Annotated in this window: 22 protein-coding genes; 10 read left to right on the top strand and 12 right to left on the bottom strand. The window is 45.7% G+C overall.

The genetic code is table 11. The features are described 5' to 3' along the window. Nucleotides 1–173: 173 nt before the first annotated feature. Both manA and CEF21_RS04780 read right to left on the bottom strand, forming a co-directional pair. On the bottom strand, nucleotides 174–1,121 hold the full coding sequence (gene manA, locus CEF21_RS04785; protein ID WP_123913731.1) for a mannose-6-phosphate isomerase, class I: 948 nt from the start codon (nucleotides 1,119–1,121) through the stop codon (nucleotides 174–176). A gap of 113 nt (nucleotides 1,122–1,234) precedes the next feature. Continuing rightward, nucleotides 1,235–1,432, bottom strand: a complete 198-nt coding sequence (locus CEF21_RS04780; protein ID WP_123913729.1) for an SE1561 family protein — start codon at nucleotides 1,430–1,432, stop codon at nucleotides 1,235–1,237. Between the two features lie 136 nt (nucleotides 1,433–1,568). Between CEF21_RS04780 and yfkAB the strand changes: the two genes are divergently transcribed. Continuing rightward, the gene (yfkAB, locus tag CEF21_RS04775; RefSeq protein WP_123913726.1) at nucleotides 1,569–2,690 is read left to right on the top strand and encodes a radical SAM/CxCxxxxC motif protein YfkAB; all 1,122 of its coding nucleotides are present in this window, start codon (nucleotides 1,569–1,571) and stop codon (nucleotides 2,688–2,690) included. 36 nt (nucleotides 2,691–2,726) lie between these two features. On the opposite strand, the gene CEF21_RS04770 is transcribed toward yfkAB, so the two are convergent. Further along, on the bottom strand, nucleotides 2,727–2,990 hold the full coding sequence (locus CEF21_RS04770; RefSeq protein ID WP_164462084.1) for a hypothetical protein: 264 nt from the start codon (nucleotides 2,988–2,990) through the stop codon (nucleotides 2,727–2,729). 46 nt (nucleotides 2,991–3,036) lie between these two features. Between CEF21_RS04770 and CEF21_RS04765 the strand changes: the two genes are divergently transcribed. After that, a complete protein-coding gene (locus CEF21_RS04765; RefSeq protein WP_123913424.1) occupies nucleotides 3,037–3,345 on the top strand; it encodes a transposase in 309 nt (102 codons plus the stop codon). Beyond that, the gene (locus CEF21_RS04760; protein ID WP_123913123.1) at nucleotides 3,333–4,289 is read left to right on the top strand and encodes an IS3 family transposase; all 957 of its coding nucleotides are present in this window, start codon (nucleotides 3,333–3,335) and stop codon (nucleotides 4,287–4,289) included. Before CEF21_RS04765 ends, CEF21_RS04760 begins: the two co-directional genes overlap by 13 nt. A gap of 204 nt (nucleotides 4,290–4,493) precedes the next feature. Here CEF21_RS04760 and CEF21_RS04755 read toward each other — a convergent pair whose 3' ends face one another. Then, nucleotides 4,494–5,282, bottom strand: a complete 789-nt coding sequence (locus CEF21_RS04755) for a YfkD famly protein (protein WP_123913722.1) — start codon at nucleotides 5,280–5,282, stop codon at nucleotides 4,494–4,496. A 166-nt stretch (nucleotides 5,283–5,448) separates the two neighbouring features. On the opposite strand from CEF21_RS04755, the gene CEF21_RS04750 reads away from it, so the two are divergent. Together CEF21_RS04750 and CEF21_RS04745 are read left to right on the top strand one after the other, a co-directional pair. After that, nucleotides 5,449–6,012 carry a copper resistance CopC family protein gene (locus CEF21_RS04750; protein ID WP_123913720.1) on the top strand — a complete coding sequence of 188 codons (564 nt, stop codon included), beginning with the start codon at nucleotides 5,449–5,451 and terminating at the stop codon, nucleotides 6,010–6,012. 70 nt (nucleotides 6,013–6,082) lie between these two features. Further along, nucleotides 6,083–7,087, top strand: a complete 1,005-nt coding sequence (locus tag CEF21_RS04745) for a copper resistance D family protein (RefSeq protein WP_164462083.1) — start codon at nucleotides 6,083–6,085, stop codon at nucleotides 7,085–7,087. A 240-nt stretch (nucleotides 7,088–7,327) separates the two neighbouring features. Here the strand turns inward: CEF21_RS04745 and cax are convergent, their stop codons facing one another. Beyond that, entirely contained in the window at nucleotides 7,328–8,383 is a 1,056-nt protein-coding gene (cax, locus tag CEF21_RS04740) for a calcium/proton exchanger (protein ID WP_123919979.1), read from the bottom strand. A gap of 113 nt (nucleotides 8,384–8,496) precedes the next feature. Here cax and CEF21_RS04735 point away from each other — a divergent pair, with 113 nt between their 5' ends. After that, on the top strand, nucleotides 8,497–8,919 hold the full coding sequence (locus tag CEF21_RS04735) for a pyridoxamine 5'-phosphate oxidase family protein (protein ID WP_123913716.1): 423 nt from the start codon (nucleotides 8,497–8,499) through the stop codon (nucleotides 8,917–8,919). Nucleotides 8,920–9,353: 434 nt separating this feature from the next. Here CEF21_RS04735 and CEF21_RS04730 read toward each other — a convergent pair whose 3' ends face one another. After that, on the bottom strand, nucleotides 9,354–9,737 hold the full coding sequence (locus CEF21_RS04730) for an OsmC family protein (protein WP_123913714.1): 384 nt from the start codon (nucleotides 9,735–9,737) through the stop codon (nucleotides 9,354–9,356). A 123-nt stretch (nucleotides 9,738–9,860) separates the two neighbouring features. Here CEF21_RS04730 and CEF21_RS04725 point away from each other — a divergent pair, with 123 nt between their 5' ends. Together CEF21_RS04725 and CEF21_RS04720 are read left to right on the top strand one after the other, a co-directional pair. Next, entirely contained in the window at nucleotides 9,861–11,021 is a 1,161-nt protein-coding gene (locus tag CEF21_RS04725; protein ID WP_123913712.1) for an MFS transporter, read from the top strand. A gap of 108 nt (nucleotides 11,022–11,129) precedes the next feature. Beyond that, nucleotides 11,130–11,276 (top strand): BH0509 family protein, encoded by a 147-nt coding sequence (locus CEF21_RS04720; RefSeq protein ID WP_123913710.1) that lies wholly within the window; start codon nucleotides 11,130–11,132, stop codon nucleotides 11,274–11,276. Nucleotides 11,277–11,318: 42 nt separating this feature from the next. On the opposite strand, the gene CEF21_RS21185 is transcribed toward CEF21_RS04720, so the two are convergent. From CEF21_RS21185 to CEF21_RS04700, 5 genes are all read right to left on the bottom strand, one after another. Next, nucleotides 11,319–11,456, bottom strand: coding sequence for a hypothetical protein (locus CEF21_RS21185; protein ID WP_164462082.1), 138 nt, complete (start codon nucleotides 11,454–11,456; stop codon nucleotides 11,319–11,321). Nucleotides 11,457–12,503: 1,047 nt separating this feature from the next. Further along, nucleotides 12,504–13,340, bottom strand: coding sequence for a YihY/virulence factor BrkB family protein (locus CEF21_RS04715; protein WP_123913708.1), 837 nt, complete (start codon nucleotides 13,338–13,340; stop codon nucleotides 12,504–12,506). An 11-nt stretch (nucleotides 13,341–13,351) separates the two neighbouring features. Beyond that, nucleotides 13,352–13,681, bottom strand: coding sequence for a hypothetical protein (locus tag CEF21_RS04710; protein WP_123913707.1), 330 nt, complete (start codon nucleotides 13,679–13,681; stop codon nucleotides 13,352–13,354). Between the two features lie 19 nt (nucleotides 13,682–13,700). Then, nucleotides 13,701–14,174 (bottom strand): low molecular weight protein-tyrosine-phosphatase, encoded by a 474-nt coding sequence (locus CEF21_RS04705; protein WP_123913706.1) that lies wholly within the window; start codon nucleotides 14,172–14,174, stop codon nucleotides 13,701–13,703. Between the two features lie 69 nt (nucleotides 14,175–14,243). After that, nucleotides 14,244–14,690 (bottom strand): GNAT family N-acetyltransferase, encoded by a 447-nt coding sequence (locus tag CEF21_RS04700; protein ID WP_123913705.1) that lies wholly within the window; start codon nucleotides 14,688–14,690, stop codon nucleotides 14,244–14,246. A 114-nt stretch (nucleotides 14,691–14,804) separates the two neighbouring features. Between CEF21_RS04700 and CEF21_RS04695 the strand changes: the two genes are divergently transcribed. Next, nucleotides 14,805–15,026: a DUF1128 domain-containing protein gene (locus CEF21_RS04695; protein ID WP_123913704.1), complete on the top strand. Its 222-nt coding sequence runs from the start codon at nucleotides 14,805–14,807 to the stop codon at nucleotides 15,024–15,026. Between the two features lie 57 nt (nucleotides 15,027–15,083). Further along, on the top strand, nucleotides 15,084–15,257 hold the full coding sequence (locus tag CEF21_RS21180; RefSeq protein WP_164462081.1) for a hypothetical protein: 174 nt from the start codon (nucleotides 15,084–15,086) through the stop codon (nucleotides 15,255–15,257). Nucleotides 15,258–15,293: 36 nt separating this feature from the next. Here the strand turns inward: CEF21_RS21180 and CEF21_RS04690 are convergent, their stop codons facing one another. After that, nucleotides 15,294–15,809, bottom strand: coding sequence for a type 1 glutamine amidotransferase domain-containing protein (locus CEF21_RS04690; protein ID WP_123913703.1), 516 nt, complete (start codon nucleotides 15,807–15,809; stop codon nucleotides 15,294–15,296). Nucleotides 15,810–15,852: the final 43 nt, after the last annotated feature.

Below are 15,852 nucleotides of genomic sequence, written 5' to 3'. Positions count from 1 at the left end.
AAATTTATTTTCATTTGGATTCTTCAAGAACAGGTCCTTTGACCTTAAACCATCCTGAGTTATTTCGCCCATAAAAAAAAAGACAATAGCTGTTTTCCAGTATTGTCTTTATCAGTAAGTTTCCTGACAATTATTATTCTTAAATAAGTTCTATGTTTGAATTTCAAGTTTTCCTATACATGTGAAACAATTAATTGAGCTGAACCGCTCAGTTTAAAATCCCCAAATGCGTGCGGAACAAGGAAATGCATTCCTTTTTTCAAACGGTAGCTCATCCCGGCCTTAATAAGAGTCCCCTCACCTTCAATGACAGAGCAAAGTAAAAATGGCTGATCCTGAACGAACTCGGCTTCCCCATCAATCTCCCATTTGCAGACAGTAAAATGATTCACATTCACATATTGCGTAACCTTCTTACCGGGAACAGCATCTATTTGAATATTCAGTGAATCCATGGCGTGCGGAACCGTAATGACGTCCTTTGATTTATCAAGATGAAGTTCACGCAGGCTTCCGGATGCGTCTCTTCTGTCATAGTCATACAGCCGGTAGGTTGTATCTGAATTCTGCTGAGTTTCAAGAACGACCGATCCCTTGCAGAGAGCATGAACGGTTCCGCTCGGCACATAGAAAAAATCCCCTTTTTTAATAGGAATCCTGCGCAGAAGCTGATCCCATGTCCCTTCGTCAATCCATTGTTCAAGCTCTTCTTTTGTCCGGGCATGATGGCCGAAAATGAGCTCTGCTCCTTCTTCACAATCGATAACATACCAGCACTCTGTTTTGCCCAGTTCACCTTGTTCATGTTCCATTGCATACCCATCGTCAGGATGAACCTGTACAGATAGATCATGGTTTGCATCTAGTATTTTTGTCAAAAGCGGAAAACGATCCCCTGGAAGATGACCGAACAATTCCCGGTGCTGCTCCCAAAGTTCTCCCAGCGTTTTCCCTGCCAATTCTCCATTCTCCACGGTGCTCTGGCCGTTTGGATGCGCTGAAAAAGCCCAGCATTCCCCAGTCTGTTCAAAAGGCAGCTCATACCCAAAGGAAGCCAAATTGCTCCCTCCCCAAATTCTTTCTTTGAAGACCGGCCCGAAAAATAAAGGCTGTGCATGCATTATGCTTCTCTCCCATCTGATGTATTCCCTTCCTTATATTACATGATTTCTCCATATACTAGAAAAGTTTTTCTTTTTGCATGCAAAAAAAAGACCACCCTAAGATGATCTCCTCACTCTTCTTCCTGATCCCAATCCTTTTTAAAACGGTCGAATTTAACCTCTAAATCATCCAGCATCTGAATCAGGCGGTCCACATCTTCAAGATCCGTTGATTCCGGATCCATTGAATCGATGACCTCCATGAACATATTCAGGCGGTTTTTTAAATAATCTATTTGTGAGTCTTTATCTTTTGTCGCGTTTCCCATTTTTCTGTTCACTCCTTTCACCGTTTTCATGGTAGCGGATTTCTCGGGAATTGACAACTGCACGAATACAAGGTTTCGTGATAAGATGAATTTTGTGATTTTATTTACATGTACGTCTATTAAAGGAGTTTTTTCGATGAGCACTACTCACAGTTTACCCCCTATTACTCCTTCCTACGACCCGTGGGAAGCTTATATGGACATAGAACAATATGGAAAGCCGATGCTCACCAACGTCGAGTTCACGACGACAACGCTTTGCAACATGAGGTGTGAGCATTGCGCCGTCGGCTATACGCTGACACCGAAGGATCCGAACGCGCTTCCTTTGGACCTGCTGATCCGCCGTTTGGATGAAATTCCGAATCTGCGGTCGTTCAGTATTACAGGCGGTGAGCCGATGATGTCGATGAAGTCGGTGAACAACTATGTGGTACCGCTGTTGAAGTATGCGCATGAACGCGGTGTGCGCACTCAGATTAATTCCAACTTGACGCTTGATTTGGCACGGTATGAAAAAATCATTCCTTACCTGGATGTTCTGCATATCTCCCATAACTGGGGTACGATGGAGGACTTCGCGGAAGGCGGCTTCGCGATGATGGAGAAAAAGCCGACATTTGAGCAGCGGGCAAAGTATTTTGACCGGATGGTCGAAAACAGCCGGGCGCTTGTGGCTGCCGGTGTAACCGTGTCCGCAGAGACGATGCTGAATAAGCGCACACTCCCTCACCTCGAGAAAATCCACAAGCAGATTACAGAGGAAATGCTGTGTCAAAGGCATGAGGTGCATCCTATGTACCCAAGTGACTTTGCAAGCGCGCTTGAAACACTTTCCCTTGAGGAAACACGCCAAGCGATCCATCATCTGCTGGACGTGCGGAATGAAGATGTGTGGATGCTGTTCGGGACCTTGCCGTTTTACGCATGCAGCGATTCCGAAGAAGACTTGAAGCTGATGAGAAGACTGCGTGCTTCCAAAAATGTAACGGTCCGGAATGATCCGGATGGCCGCTCCCGCCTGAACGTGAATATTTTTACAGGCGAAGTCATTGTAACAGACTTTGGAGATACCCCTCCACTCGGGAATATTCAGACATCCACTCTTGAAAGTGCCTATGAAAAGTGGTCCGGTTCAGCGATCGCCAAGTCCCTAAGCTGCCACTGTCCGAGCGTGCAATGCCTCGGTCCGAATATTCTGGTGAAGAACAGCTATTATGCCAATGAAGATTTCACCGTGAAGAAAGCTAAACTGTAAAGCCTTAGGGCTTTGCAGTTTTTTTTGGATGCGGTTTTAAATGTTGTTCAATCCTGCATATGGCAGACGCAAATCCCTGTTTTGGCCGTAATCGACATAATTTTGCCCGTAATCGACACGTTTTTGCCCATAACCGACAAACTCCCGCCCGTAACCGACAAGCTTTTGCTCGTAACCGACAAGCTTTTGCTCGTAACCGACAAGCTTTTGCCCGCAATCGACACACTTTTGCCCGTAATCGACAAGCTTTTGCCCGCAATCGACAAGCTTTCTCTCAGGCCCCCTAACTAGTTTGGACACCTCCACTCATTCTAAATATAATGAGGGCAGAGGAGATGAGGCCAAGATGAAGAGAAAGAATGGTCCGATTGAGGACGTAAAGAAGAAATATGTCAGAATGGCATTAGAGTCCGGCAATACGGCTTTCCTAGCCAGGAAATTATCAGTAGCTCCTTCTACTCTGTCTGGGTGGGTGCGCCAGTATCGGGATGAAGTCGAATTAGAGATGAAAATGGAGGGTGTCTCTCCCCTTTCTGAAAACTCTGGTACGGATGAGATCCAGAAAAAATATGATCAAGCCATGAAACTGTTAGGGGAAAAAGAGCTGGAAGTTGAAATGCTTCGAGAAATGATAAAAAAAAAATCGAAACGCTAACCGATAAAGTCGAATTCGCAAAAGAATGGGTAGAAGCCGGGTTTGCGGTCACTCGGGTAATCAACATTGTGGGAATATCTAAGTCCACTTACTATTATCAACAGGCCAATCCCATTCCGGCGAAAAGGGTAGCTGGCGGAAGGCCTATCCCCGGTTTTTCCTTAGACTCAAAAGGAAAACGTGTATCTGACGAGCAAATCAAAGCGTACCTGGTCAAGCTGATCGGTGGTATGGAGGCGGTCTATGGGTATCGGAAACTGACAAGCTGCCTAAAACGGAAGCACCATCTGACCATCAGTAAAAAGAAGGTGTACCGTCTGTGCAAGGAAATGGGGATCCTGTTCCCTTTAAAAATTCGAAACAATAAGTACCCCAGAAAGATTGCCAGGAATCGAATCGTCACAGGTCCAAATCAAATGTGGCAGATTGACATCAAATATGGATACATCCCAGGCATAGAGCGTTTTTTCTACCTGGCAAGCGCGATAGACGTGTACGATCGGAAGATTGTCGGCTTTTATTTAGGGAGAACATGTGGCGGGAAAGATATCACAAAAATGCTTAAGACGGCTCTGAGAGCCCGTAAAATAGAAAATTCCGGCGAAGAGAAGCTGGTGCTTAGAACCGATAATGGACCCCAGTTTATCGGGATCCAATTTCAAGAGTTCTGCCTGGAAAACAAAGAAAGGCTGGAGCATGAACGAATTCCTCCAAAGTCACCTAATTTGAATGCTTATATCGAGTCCTTTCATAGCGTCCTCGAACGAGAGTGTTACCAGCGGCACGAATTCCAGACATTCGAAGAGGCCAATGAAGTCGTGAAGGAATACATTCAGTTTTACAATAACAAAAGACTGCATGGAAGCCTTGAGGACTGGCCTCCAGCTGTCTATTTTCAGAAACATAAAAAGGGTGAAGTAAAACCTAGAAAGATCGCTCTTTGAAAAACGGAGAAAACATTAGAATTCGGAAGAGCGTGTCCAAAATTAGGGGGCTCAACCGCTTTTGCCCGCAATCGACAAGCTTTTGCCCGTAACCGACACACTTTTGCCCGTAACCGACAAACTCCCGCCCGTAACCGTCACACTCCCTCTCTTCAAAGCTAAAAAAACACCGTCCAGCTTCCCTGAACGGTGATTACCCGCTGATTATCTCGGGCGGTCCGATACCATGTAACCGAATGACAAATGGTCCTGCACAGGAATCCATGCTCCGATTCCTTGAGAGGTCACGTTTTTCACGATGATTTTCCGCTTGTTCCCTTTTAGATCCAGGTATACTTCTCCATATGTGACTTTCCCTTTTTCGCTGATGGCTGGAGCGTAGGCGTAAAGGTAGCCCATTTTCTTCACCGGTACGTTGTAGATTTGGTCCTTTTTGGTTCCTGCGCCGATGATGGTTTCAAACGATAGCGGCAGGCTCGTTTTTTTCATGGCTTTGAGCAGCATCATGTTTTTGACATCATCGACCATAGGGACTTCGGATGTAAGGCCGCCTCTTACTTTTTTCTGGTCGTTTTGTTTGTAGTGAATTTGAGCTGCTGCTTTCCCTCCGCGGTTGTCAGAGAGATTCGAGTTGATGCGCTGGTATTCCCAGTTGGCTGCTGTCTCACTGGATTCATAGTTCAAAGCCCAGTGTCCAAGGTAAATGGTGGCCCGGTAGCCGACGGCAAGCGGCGAATCTGAAATCGTTGTTTCATTCAGCTGTTTGATCAGGTCCGGATTTTCTATAGGTACGGTTGATGATTCAGCGAGCTCTCTTGCCAGTTCACTCGGCTGCAGATACGGAAGGTTCTGTGCCGGATTGGGATAGGTGTTTTCCTTGGAAATATCAAGAACCGATGAGGGAACTTTTGTTTTCGCTTCCGTCATGTAAATGCTTGAAAAACACACAGATAAGAGCACAGCTAAACAAATCGTGATTTGCTTCATTTTCATGGGAGAATCTCCTTCCAGCTTCATTTCCCATAGTTTTTTCATGCATTGGCCGGATTATCCGCCATCCACTAAAAAATGATGCTTTTCAACAATTGAACACACTTTATGCATGTATCCGGCCGAAATATTGGTAAAATAAAAAGTGACCCTGAAAGGAGTAAGTGATATGAAAAAAATCATTGTTCTTTTATTATTCGCCTTTTTAACCTTTCATCAGACCGGTGCTCTCGCCCACTCTGAGTTAGAGAGTTCAAACCCTGAACAGGGTGCAGAAGTCACTGAGAAACTAAATCAGATTGATCTTACGTTCAGCACGAAAATTGAAGAGTCCAGTACCTTTAAAGTTTCGAAAGATGGAACAGAGGTGCCGGTTCAGAATGTCCAAATAAACGGCAGTACGCTTACCGGAACTCTTCCTGAACAAATGGAGAACGGTTCGTATACGGTAAACTGGGATATCGTTGGCGCTGATGGACACGTCATAAAAGATTCCATGGAGTTCACCTTAAATGTACCCGCTCCTGCTGCAGATTCCGAGGAGAAAACCGAGCAGGCTCCGGCTGCTGAGAAAAAAGAAGCTCCTGCTACAGAGAAAAAAGAAGCACCGGCAGCAAAAGAAAAGACGGCTTCAGAGCCAGCGAACGACAGCACCATCGTGATCATCGGCTCCATATTGGCTGTTGCTGCGGTTGCCGCGATCTTTTTCTCCATGAGAAAAGGCCGCCGTTAATATGCTTTGGATTATGATTTCCGAAGTCGGGCTTTATTTCAGCTTTTCGATTCTTATGGGGGCCCTTTTTATGTCCTATATACCGGCGTCCAAAAAACCGGATATCCATATGCCGAAAAGATGGATGCAGCTCGCCACGCTCGGAGTGGCTGTTTTTTCTATTTCTCCTGTCCTGCAGCTTGCTTCCCGCTTTTATGAAACAAAAGGATTTTTTGGGGCCGTTGTGCAGGTGATCAAGGATTTCCAGATTGGGCAGATGTGGGCCCTTTCGCTTGTCCTTATCATTATGTTTTATTTATTTATCACGTTTGCACCGATTTTTGACGATGTACAATACCGGACCATTTCTTTATTTTTTGTGATTTGCCTTATTTTTTCGATCAGCGTGAACAGCCACACCGCCTCCCTCAGCGGTTACGGGGTGCTGTACCACGCCATTCACTTTCTGACCATGAGTGTATGGATCGGGATTCTTCTTCAAGTGAGCTGGTTTTCAAAAAACAGCCGAAACTGGCTTTCTTTCCTTAAGTGGTTTTCTCCCGTTGCATGGATCCTGGTTGCCCTAGTCATTTTCACGGGCTTTTTGATGATGACGCTCCTTATGAACGTAGCCAACTATCCCCAAACGTGGGCGATTGATTATGGCCAATACTTGCTCATTAAGCATCTGATTATCGTACCAGTGCTTGTGTTCGGATTCATGAATGGTTTTTATATGAAGAGGGTTTTAAAGCAAGGGAGCGACAGGGACCCGAGAAGATGGACGAGGACGGAGAGCTTGTTTCTTCTCCTTGTTTTCCCGGTAACCGGAGTGCTCGGCCAGCAGAACCCGCCTCATAATATCGAGGTGGTCAAGGCAAGCGACGGGCTTTCCTCGTTGTTTAAGCTGCTGTCCCCTGACACGGACATCGGATTTTCATTAGGCGGATCGAGCGTATTGTTCGGACTGCTCGCCATCGTCTTCATGATTCTCCTGGTCCTCCAGTTCCGGAAACACGCCTCGGCCGTATCCGCTTTTTTATTCGGACTGCTGTTTACGGTCTCTTCGTATCTCTTTATCATGACCAGCATTTAAAGAGGGCAGATTCCTGCCCTCTTTATATTTTTTATCTGAATATTTACAAATTTAATCTAAAATTATATGATGTAGGTAAGCAATTTAAAGTGTGATTGTGGTTTCGTCCTACAAATGATTGGCTGGCTCCTTATCGGGCCAGCCGCTTTTTTTAATGGCGAAGGTGTAACAGGAACCGCCACATAAGCCTGAAACTGGCGTAAAAAAGAGAACCCCGTATCGCGGAGTTCTCTTTTTTAATTAAAGCAGGTAAAATCCAATCCCCATAATAAAATACGCCGCGAGCAGGGTCGCCCCCTCGAACCAGTTCGTATCTCCGTCATTGGTCAGGATAATCGTCAGGAAGACCGCAGTGACCATGGAAATCAGCTCAGGCAGCGTGAACACAAGCGTGAGGCTCTTTTCAAACATGAGCGATAGCAGGACTAGTAGCGGTGCTACGAACATAGCGACCTGCAGGGTGGATCCGACGGCAATCTCTACCGCGACATTCATCTTGTTTTTGAACGCCATCACAATCGCGGATGCATGCTCTGCAGCATTTCCGACGATGGCGACAATGATAATCCCGATAAACAGCTCGCTCCATCCAAGCTGCTCTCCGACAGTTTCAAATGTATGGACCAGATTTTCCGAAACATAGGCAACCGCGATTGTGGCAAGCAGCAGGACAACCACCGCTTTTTTCGCACTCCATTCCGGCTCTTCATGTTCGCCCGCTTCATCGGTTTTGTGCTTATACACCCCGCGGTGGGTCACAAGTTTGAAGAACAGGGCGCAAAGATAAAGAAGAATCAGAATGATCGAGATGCCGACACTGAATGAGAGCGTCTTGGCTTCTTCCATATTCATTGAAAAAACTTCCGGGATCACAAAAGCGACAATAATTGAAAAAATGAGGAGCCCTGAATTATGGCGGGCATCATAGACATTAAATTCCTGTCTCTTATACTTCAATCCCCCGATAAGGAAGGATAATCCTCCAACAAGCAGCAGGTTTCCGATGACAGAACCGGTCAGGGAAGCGAGAACAACCCCGTTCAAGCCAGCCTGGAGGGCAAAAATCGAGATAATCAGCTCCACGGCGTTCCCGAACGTGGCATTAAGGAGGCCTCCGATTCTGGGCCCTGCCACAATGGCTAAACTTTCAGTCGCCCTTCCCATAAATCCTGCAAGGGCAATAATCGTCAAACAGTATACGACGAACATGATCAAGGAAGGCCAGTGGAGCAGGCTGCCAAGAACAGACAGCGGGATTCCTGCAATAACAGCTATAAGAAAAATACGATTCATCATTACCTTCACCTTACTTTCTTTGATCATTAATATGTATTTCCAGATGCCGGTCCTCATGTATGTTTCCCCGCTTTTGATGCAAATTAACCTAGAAAGCAAGGAGGAATGAAAAAATGTCTAATCACCTGGAAGCAAAAATTATAAAACTGCTCGACAACCATCAAATCGGCTCGATGGCAACCGTCCGGAACAGCAAGCCCTACTCCCGTTTCATGCTATTTTTTCACGAAGGGCTGACCCTTTATACCGCTACAAGCAAAAAAACCCATAAGGCAGAGGATATTAACGAAAACCCTTCGGTCCATCTTCTGCTTGGCTATGAAGGAAAAGGATTTCAGGATGAGTATGCCGAGGTGGAAGCGAAAGCATCTGTTGAAGAGTCCGCTTCCCTTAAAGAAAAATTCTGGAATGAGAAGCTGAAAGACTGGATCAAAGGTCCGGACGATCCGGATTTCATGCTCCTGAAGCTTGAACCTGAAAAGTTCTGCTATTATGCAAAAGCCGGAGATGATCCGGAAACACTTGAAATGAAATAGAAAAGGACGGTCATTGATGACCGTTCTTTTTCAATTTCGCCCGATCTGAGCAGAATCATACCTATTAAACAAGAGAAGCCATCTTCACTTTACTTGGCTGACTCAAGAGCCCCGCACCTCGAACAATCCTTACAATGCGGCTGTCTGAAAAGTCTTGAATCTTGAAGAGGAATTATAATGAAAACCAAAACCCCCTGGGTGCCCAGGGGGTTTTTTAAAACACTTATTTCTGAACAAACTTGGTATTGCTGATTGGAGCGGAAGGTGCTTGACTCCAGCGGGAATAGCGGGACAGGTGAGACCCCGCAGGCGCAAAGCGCTGAGAAGGCTCACCGCCCGCCCCGCGGAAAGCAAGCAGCCTGCAGCGGAAATCAGCAAAACAAATGCTAGATAAAAAGGGAGAGAAGCTTTAAACCGGACTTACCAGATACTCCTTACCCGATGATTTCAAACGTTTCTTGTATGTCTATGCTGCCTTCTACAGACCGGACCATGGAACAGTTCTTCCGAGTCAGCTCCATCGCCTTTGCAATCGCTTCTTCTTTAAGGTCTTTCCCTTTAATCGCAAAGTGAACATGAATCCGTTCAATCCGGTTTGCTTCCGCTTCATTTCTTTCCGCTTTCGCCTCGATTTGAATGTCTTCGATGTGGAGACGCTTTTTCTCGAGAATTTTCCGGAGAACCCCGCCGCTGCATACAGCAACCGAAGCTACCATTAGCTGATAAGGTCTAAACCCATATTGTTCATCGCCTGAAACCTGAAGATTCCCAAACTCCAAGTCCGCAGCAAATCCTTTTTCCGTCATGTTAAAGTTCATCAGATTTCCCCCTCTTTTTCCTTATCATATCCTTTTTCACCGATATTCTAAAATTTGTTGCCTGAGGCTCCCGGCGGTGATAGGCTTAAAAAAGTGAGAAATTTACATCAGCGGGGTTAACTTATGAATAAAATACGCTTTGCCATCTTAATCAGTATTGTGACCGTTTCCGGTTTTTCCCAAGGGATGCTGCTGCCTGTGATTGCCATCCTCTTTGAACAGCAGGGCTATCCCTCTTCATTAAACGGGCTTCATGCAACAGGCCTTTATATCGGCGTACTGCTCGCTTCCCCCTTTATGGAAAAGCCTCTGCAGAAGCTGGGCTATAAAAAAATGATTATCATTGGCGGCTTTCTCGTCATGGCCAGCCTTTTCGCCTTTCCTGTTCTGCAGTCCTTCTGGATTTGGTTTGTCCTGAGGCTTCTTGTCGGAATCGGGGATCATATGCTTCACTTTTCCACCCAAACGTGGATTACCTCTATTTCTTCTGACCAAAACAGAGGGAAAAATATTTCCCTGTACGGACTTTGCTTCGGACTTGGATTTGCCGCAGGCCCTGTTCTGACTAGTTTAGCTGCTGTAAATCCAAATCTCCCTTTCATCATCAGCGGATCCGTCAGTCTCTTGATTTGGGGCCTTGCCTTTATTTTAAGAAACGATTTTCCGGAGCAGGAGGTTTCCGGGCCTGCCGGGAGCACAGCGAGATTTAAAGAGGCTTGGAAGCTGTCATGGATTGCGTTTTTGCCTCCGTTTGTTTACGGATTTCTCGAGTCTTCCCTTAATGGGAACTACCCTGTTTATGCCCTCAGGCAGGGGTTTTCTCCTGAAAATGTAGCGATCCTGCTCCCTGCTTTTGCAGTCGGAGGCATTATTTTTCAGCTGCCTCTTGGAATTCTCAGTGATAAATTCGGAAGAAAACTCATCATTCCAATCGTTTTGTTCTTAGGATTCCTGTCCTTTTTAGCAGCAAGCTTTACCCACTCCTTTATTCTGCTGCTCATTTGTTTCTTCCTTGCCGGAATGGTGCTGGGATCGACTTTTTCACTCGGCCTCACCTATATGGCGGATTTGCTTCCGAAGCATTTGCTGCCAGCGGGAAATCTCCTGTGCGGAATCTGTTTCAGCGTCGGGAGCATCAGCGGCCCGGTCATCGGGGGGCTTTACATGGAATACATGCCCGGAAGCAGCTTCTTTCATATCGTCGCCTTCCTGCTCCTGTCTGTCTTAGCCGTTTTTATGTTGAAGGGAAGAAAGCAAGAAAAAACAGTCGCCTGCAAACAATAGGCGGCTTTTTTTATGGAATTGGAAAAAACAGTTGAACATTCTGAATTATCTGTTATATAATAAATACATAAAATAAAAACTGTACCATAACAAAAGGAGCGGATGAAAATGAGCAGACAGGAACGGAAAAACATGGTGGAATACATTGCAGCAATGAAAGAAATGGATAAAGAAATGTTCATGTACATGACCGACGAAGAAGTGGAGCATATCTACACAAATGTATACAGCCGCCATATTGAGTTAGGGGAATAGAAAGCAAAAAAAAAAATCACCCGGCAATAGGAGGGTGATTTTTTATGGTTTAAGGGCAGCTAAACTTTTCGTCTCATCCGACCATTCCGTGCGAGACTTCGCGATTTCAATTCTCATACCCAGCTTCTTATACTTCTCAACGAATGCTTCCAGTCTTTTTAATCTGTTCCCTGTTTTCATTATCGATCGCCCTCTCCATTTCACAAATTTCCGTGACATCTTGCGGAAGACTATGCTGATCTTACAAGGAGTGCCGTTCCCGCTTTGCAGGCTTGGTAGTCTGTCTTAACTTTACTTTTAAATTCCAGACTTGTCCACCTACCATAGACTGAACTTTTTTCACAAAAAATGACGTCATGCAGACCTATAAAGTTCACCGGCAAAACCTTGTAAATTGCTCTACTCATGCTATACCCGGTTTTATTTAATTTAAGACCAAAATTTTAAATGAATGTGCTCTTTTTATTATAGAACGTTTGTTCTCTTTTGTATAGCGCAGTTTGGTTTTGCACTGACCCCCGCGCCTTTAATGCAGCGGGGGAACAGGGGGGACATCGTTTGAAGCCTTTTGCAGCAAGGTTTTTCGTCGAACGGGGACGGAGCTTTAGTCTGGTAGTGTATTGAGGGTCAGTGCAGAGCACTGACCCCCGCCCCTTTAACGCAGCGGGGGAACAGGGCGACATCGTTTGAACCCTTCTGCAGCAAGGTTTTTCGCCGAACGGGGACGGAGCTTTAGTCTGGTAGTGTATTGAGGGTCAGTGCAGCGCACTGACCCCCGCCCCTCTAAAGCAGCGGGGGAACGAAGAGACACAGTTTGAACCCTTCTCCAGCAACGTTTCCCTCAAAATAGGGACGGAGCTTTAGTCTGGTACCGTACTGAGGGTCAGTGCAAAGCACTGACCCCCGCCCCTCTAAAGCAGCGGGGGAACGAAGAGACACCGTTTGAACCCTTCTCCAGCAACATTTCCCTCAAAACAGGTACGGACCTTTAGTCTGGTACCGTACTGAGGGTCCATGCAAAATAAAAAAAGCCGACCCCTAAGGATCAGCTTTTCATTTTTTAATGGTATCCATTTTGGCCGTTTGCACTGCCGCTTGTTTTATGGCTTGGTTTGCTTTTGGAGTTTTGCTTTGTGTGGCTTCCGCCTTTTTTGGATTGGTTTGCCATTGTGCATTCCTCCCGGTTCTGGTTGAAGAAGCTTTATCGCTTCTCCTATAGAATTCCGCTCACGGCTTTTCTGTATCCTCGTCTCTTTTTACCAAAATGGCGTTTAATTCCCCGCTCATGATGATGATCATGCCGGTCAAATAAAACCAGATCATAAAGACAATGATGCCGCCGATGCTTCCATAGGTGGCACTGTAGTTCCCGAAGTTGCTCACGTAATTGGAGAACAGGTAGGAAACGACGATCCATCCGACGGTTGAAAGAAGAGCGCCCGGAAAGGCTTGGCTCCACATCATTCGCTTATTGGGTGCGAGCTTGTGAAGCAGGATGAAGATAAAGAAAATAATAATGGCACTTGCCACCCAGCGAATGATATTCCAAACGGTAAAAAACAGCTCCGGTATGCCAAAGGCACTGAAGACAAACAGGCCGATTTCTTGTCCAAAAACAGGGAACAGCAGGGCAATGACAATGACGGCCATCATCACGATGGCCAAAAGGATAGCAATGGCTCGTGATTTTAAAAAGGAGCGGTTTTCCCTCACGTCATAGGCCCGGTTGAACGCACGCATGATGGAATCGATTCCGTTTGAAGCGGACCAGATGGCAGCCAGAATCCCGAATGTAAACAGGAGGCCGCTTTCCTGATTCATGAGCTGATAGAGGGCACTTTCCATCACCATGATGGAATCGGCCGGCGCATATTGCCGGATAAACTTCAGCAGGTCTTCGACGGATAATGGGATAAACGCAATCAATGTGATAAGGGCAATCATAAAAGGAAACAGGGAAAGCAGAAAAAAATAGGCCAGTTCTGCGGACAGCCCGGCCACCTCATCCCTTGAGAATCGTCTGAGGAGTTCAATTAAAATATTAGGATTTTTTCTTCTGCTCACTCACATCACCTTCAGTCCGTTTTGTTTGAGATAATCCGCTCCTTTGCGTCTTTTATTGCTTCCAGTACGGCAGGAGTGGTTTCTTTCAGTTCGTTTACTTTTTCGTTTACATAACGGAGATCCTCCGTTACGTGCTGAACCATATCTTTCGCATCATTTAATTTCAGCTTAACATCCTCTGATAATAGAGATGGATTGCGGTAGTAATGCGCAGCCATATCTCCGATTTCCCTTGCCTCTTCCAGCACCGCTTCTCGCGTCGGCTTATGAAACATTGAAATCACAAATCCTGCTGCTGCTCCGATGCAGACATTCCGCAAAAGTATATTCTTCTCTCCCATTTAGCATGCCCCTTTTCTATTATGAAAGTTTATCATTCCTCTTGATTTCTTCAAGCAGCCCGCGGCATCCTTTTCCGACAAGTTCATACACTTCATCAAAGTTGCCGGTGAAATAAGGATCCGGCACATCCAGCACTTCCGCGTCATCTACATAATCAAGCAGGCGTCCGATGTGCCCGGTTTGGCTGTATCCCGCCATTCTGCGGACATTGCCAAGGTTTTCGGCATCCATGCAGATGATGTAATCAAAGCGGGATAAATCTTCTTTGATCACTTGTCTGGCAGCCATGCCTTCAAAGCTAATGGAATGACGTGTGAGAATTTCCTGAGTCCCCTCATGGGGCGCTTTCCCGATATGCCAATCTCCAGTCCCCGCTGAGTCCGCCGTAATTTTATCTTCCAATCCGTCCTCTTTCACCATTCCCCGGAATACAGCTTCTGCCATCGGTGACCGGCAGATGTTCCCGAGACAGACAAATAAAACATGTATCAATGAGCAGCCCTCTCTTCAAGTTATTTCGCTACTCAAAACTTTACCTCAACTTTAAAAAAGAATCCAATCTTACTGTCCCACTTCTCTTGAATAAAAGAAACAATCCTCATTTTTTACGAATTGATTTTTCTCATAAAGCCTTTGTGCTCCTGTGTTTTCTGCGCCTGTTTCCAGGTTCAGCCTGATCGCACCTGTTTCCCTGCACCAGTCGGCGGCTCTGTCGATCAGCATCTGTCCGGCTCCCCTATTCCTTGCCCGCCCCTGGACATACAGATCATTTAAAATCCATGTCCGGCTCATGCCAACAGAGGTAAACGAAGGATAGAGCTGCACAAATCCTGCATAGCCATGCTCATCCTCTGCCAAAAAGATGACGGATTCGTTCTTTTCCAGCCGTTCGGCAATAAACTGCCTGGCTCCATCCAGATCTTCTTTTTGCTTATAAAACAGACGGTATTCATTAAATAAAGGAACAATGTCCCCGATGTTTTCGATTGACGCTTTTATCACTTTCATGGATTCATACTCCTTCTGTTCAATATCCTCTCCCTTAAAATTTAGACAGGCATCTCCTTTTTCCTTCCCGCATGGTACAATAAGAAAAACAAAGCCCCAGAAAGGAAGAGACCTTTGAATTTAACAGAAAAATCATCTGAAAATGTACAATATATGGTCGACCAGATTACAACAAAACTCCGCATGATTAACATCGGAGCCATTAAGCCGGAGCATTTTGATGGAGAAATGTATACAGAATTGAAAGAGCTTTATGATTACGTAATGAAAAAAGACAACTTCAGTCCAAGCGAAATGCAGTCGATTGCTGAAGAGCTCGGCCAGCTGAAAAAATAAGCTTGCGGAATCAGCTCCCCTTTTTGTGCATATAAGTAGGCAAAGGGGGAATGCTTGATGTTCACAAGCTGGTGGCTCCTCACGGCTGCCCTGTTCCTGTTTCTGATTGCTGCTATTTTTCTGATCTTTTTTGCTTTAAAAACCGGCATCCGGCCGGAGGATGCCGAGCATATTGATCCGATTGATGATGAAGATGAACCGGAAGAAAACGATACCGACGCACAAAAATAGGCTTCCCGCTAAACGGGAAGCCTTTTTGTGGTCTTTTTATTTCAGCAAGTTCAATGCTTCGCGGTTGAATGCAGGGATGTCATCCGGTTCACGGCTTGTTACAAGCTGGTTTCCGCATACCACCACTTCTTTATCGTGGAAGTTCACGCCTGCGTATTCCATGTCGACACGGATTGATTTGAAGCCGGTTGCGTCGCGGCCTTCCAGTGCTTTCGCTGTAATCAGCAGCTGAGGTCCGTGGCAAATCGCGAATACCGGTTTTTTGTCATCCATAAAGGACTTGGAAAACTGGACAAAACGGTCATCTGCCCGGAGCTGATCCGGAGAGAATCCTCCCGGCAGAAGCAGCGCATCAAAGTCACTTGGACTTACATCATCGATAGAAGCATCCGTTGTAACCGTTGCTTCCCCCTGCTTGCCTTTTAGCGTTTTGCCTTTTTCCATTTCGATTACGGTTAATTCATGGCCTGCTTCTTTAAAGGCTTTCGCAGGATCTGTGTATTCTACATCTTCAAAATCATTTGTCAGTAAAACAGCTACTTTTTTACCCATTTGTAAAACCTCCAATTGTATTGTGCTCTATAAATAAATGTAC

Source organism: Bacillus sp. FJAT-42376 (assembly GCF_003816055.1).
Taxonomy (GTDB): Bacteria; Bacillota; Bacilli; order Bacillales; family Bacillaceae; genus Metabacillus_B.
The sequence above is the reverse complement of the archived record's forward strand: the minus strand, read 5'-3'. Positions and strand labels throughout refer to the sequence as shown.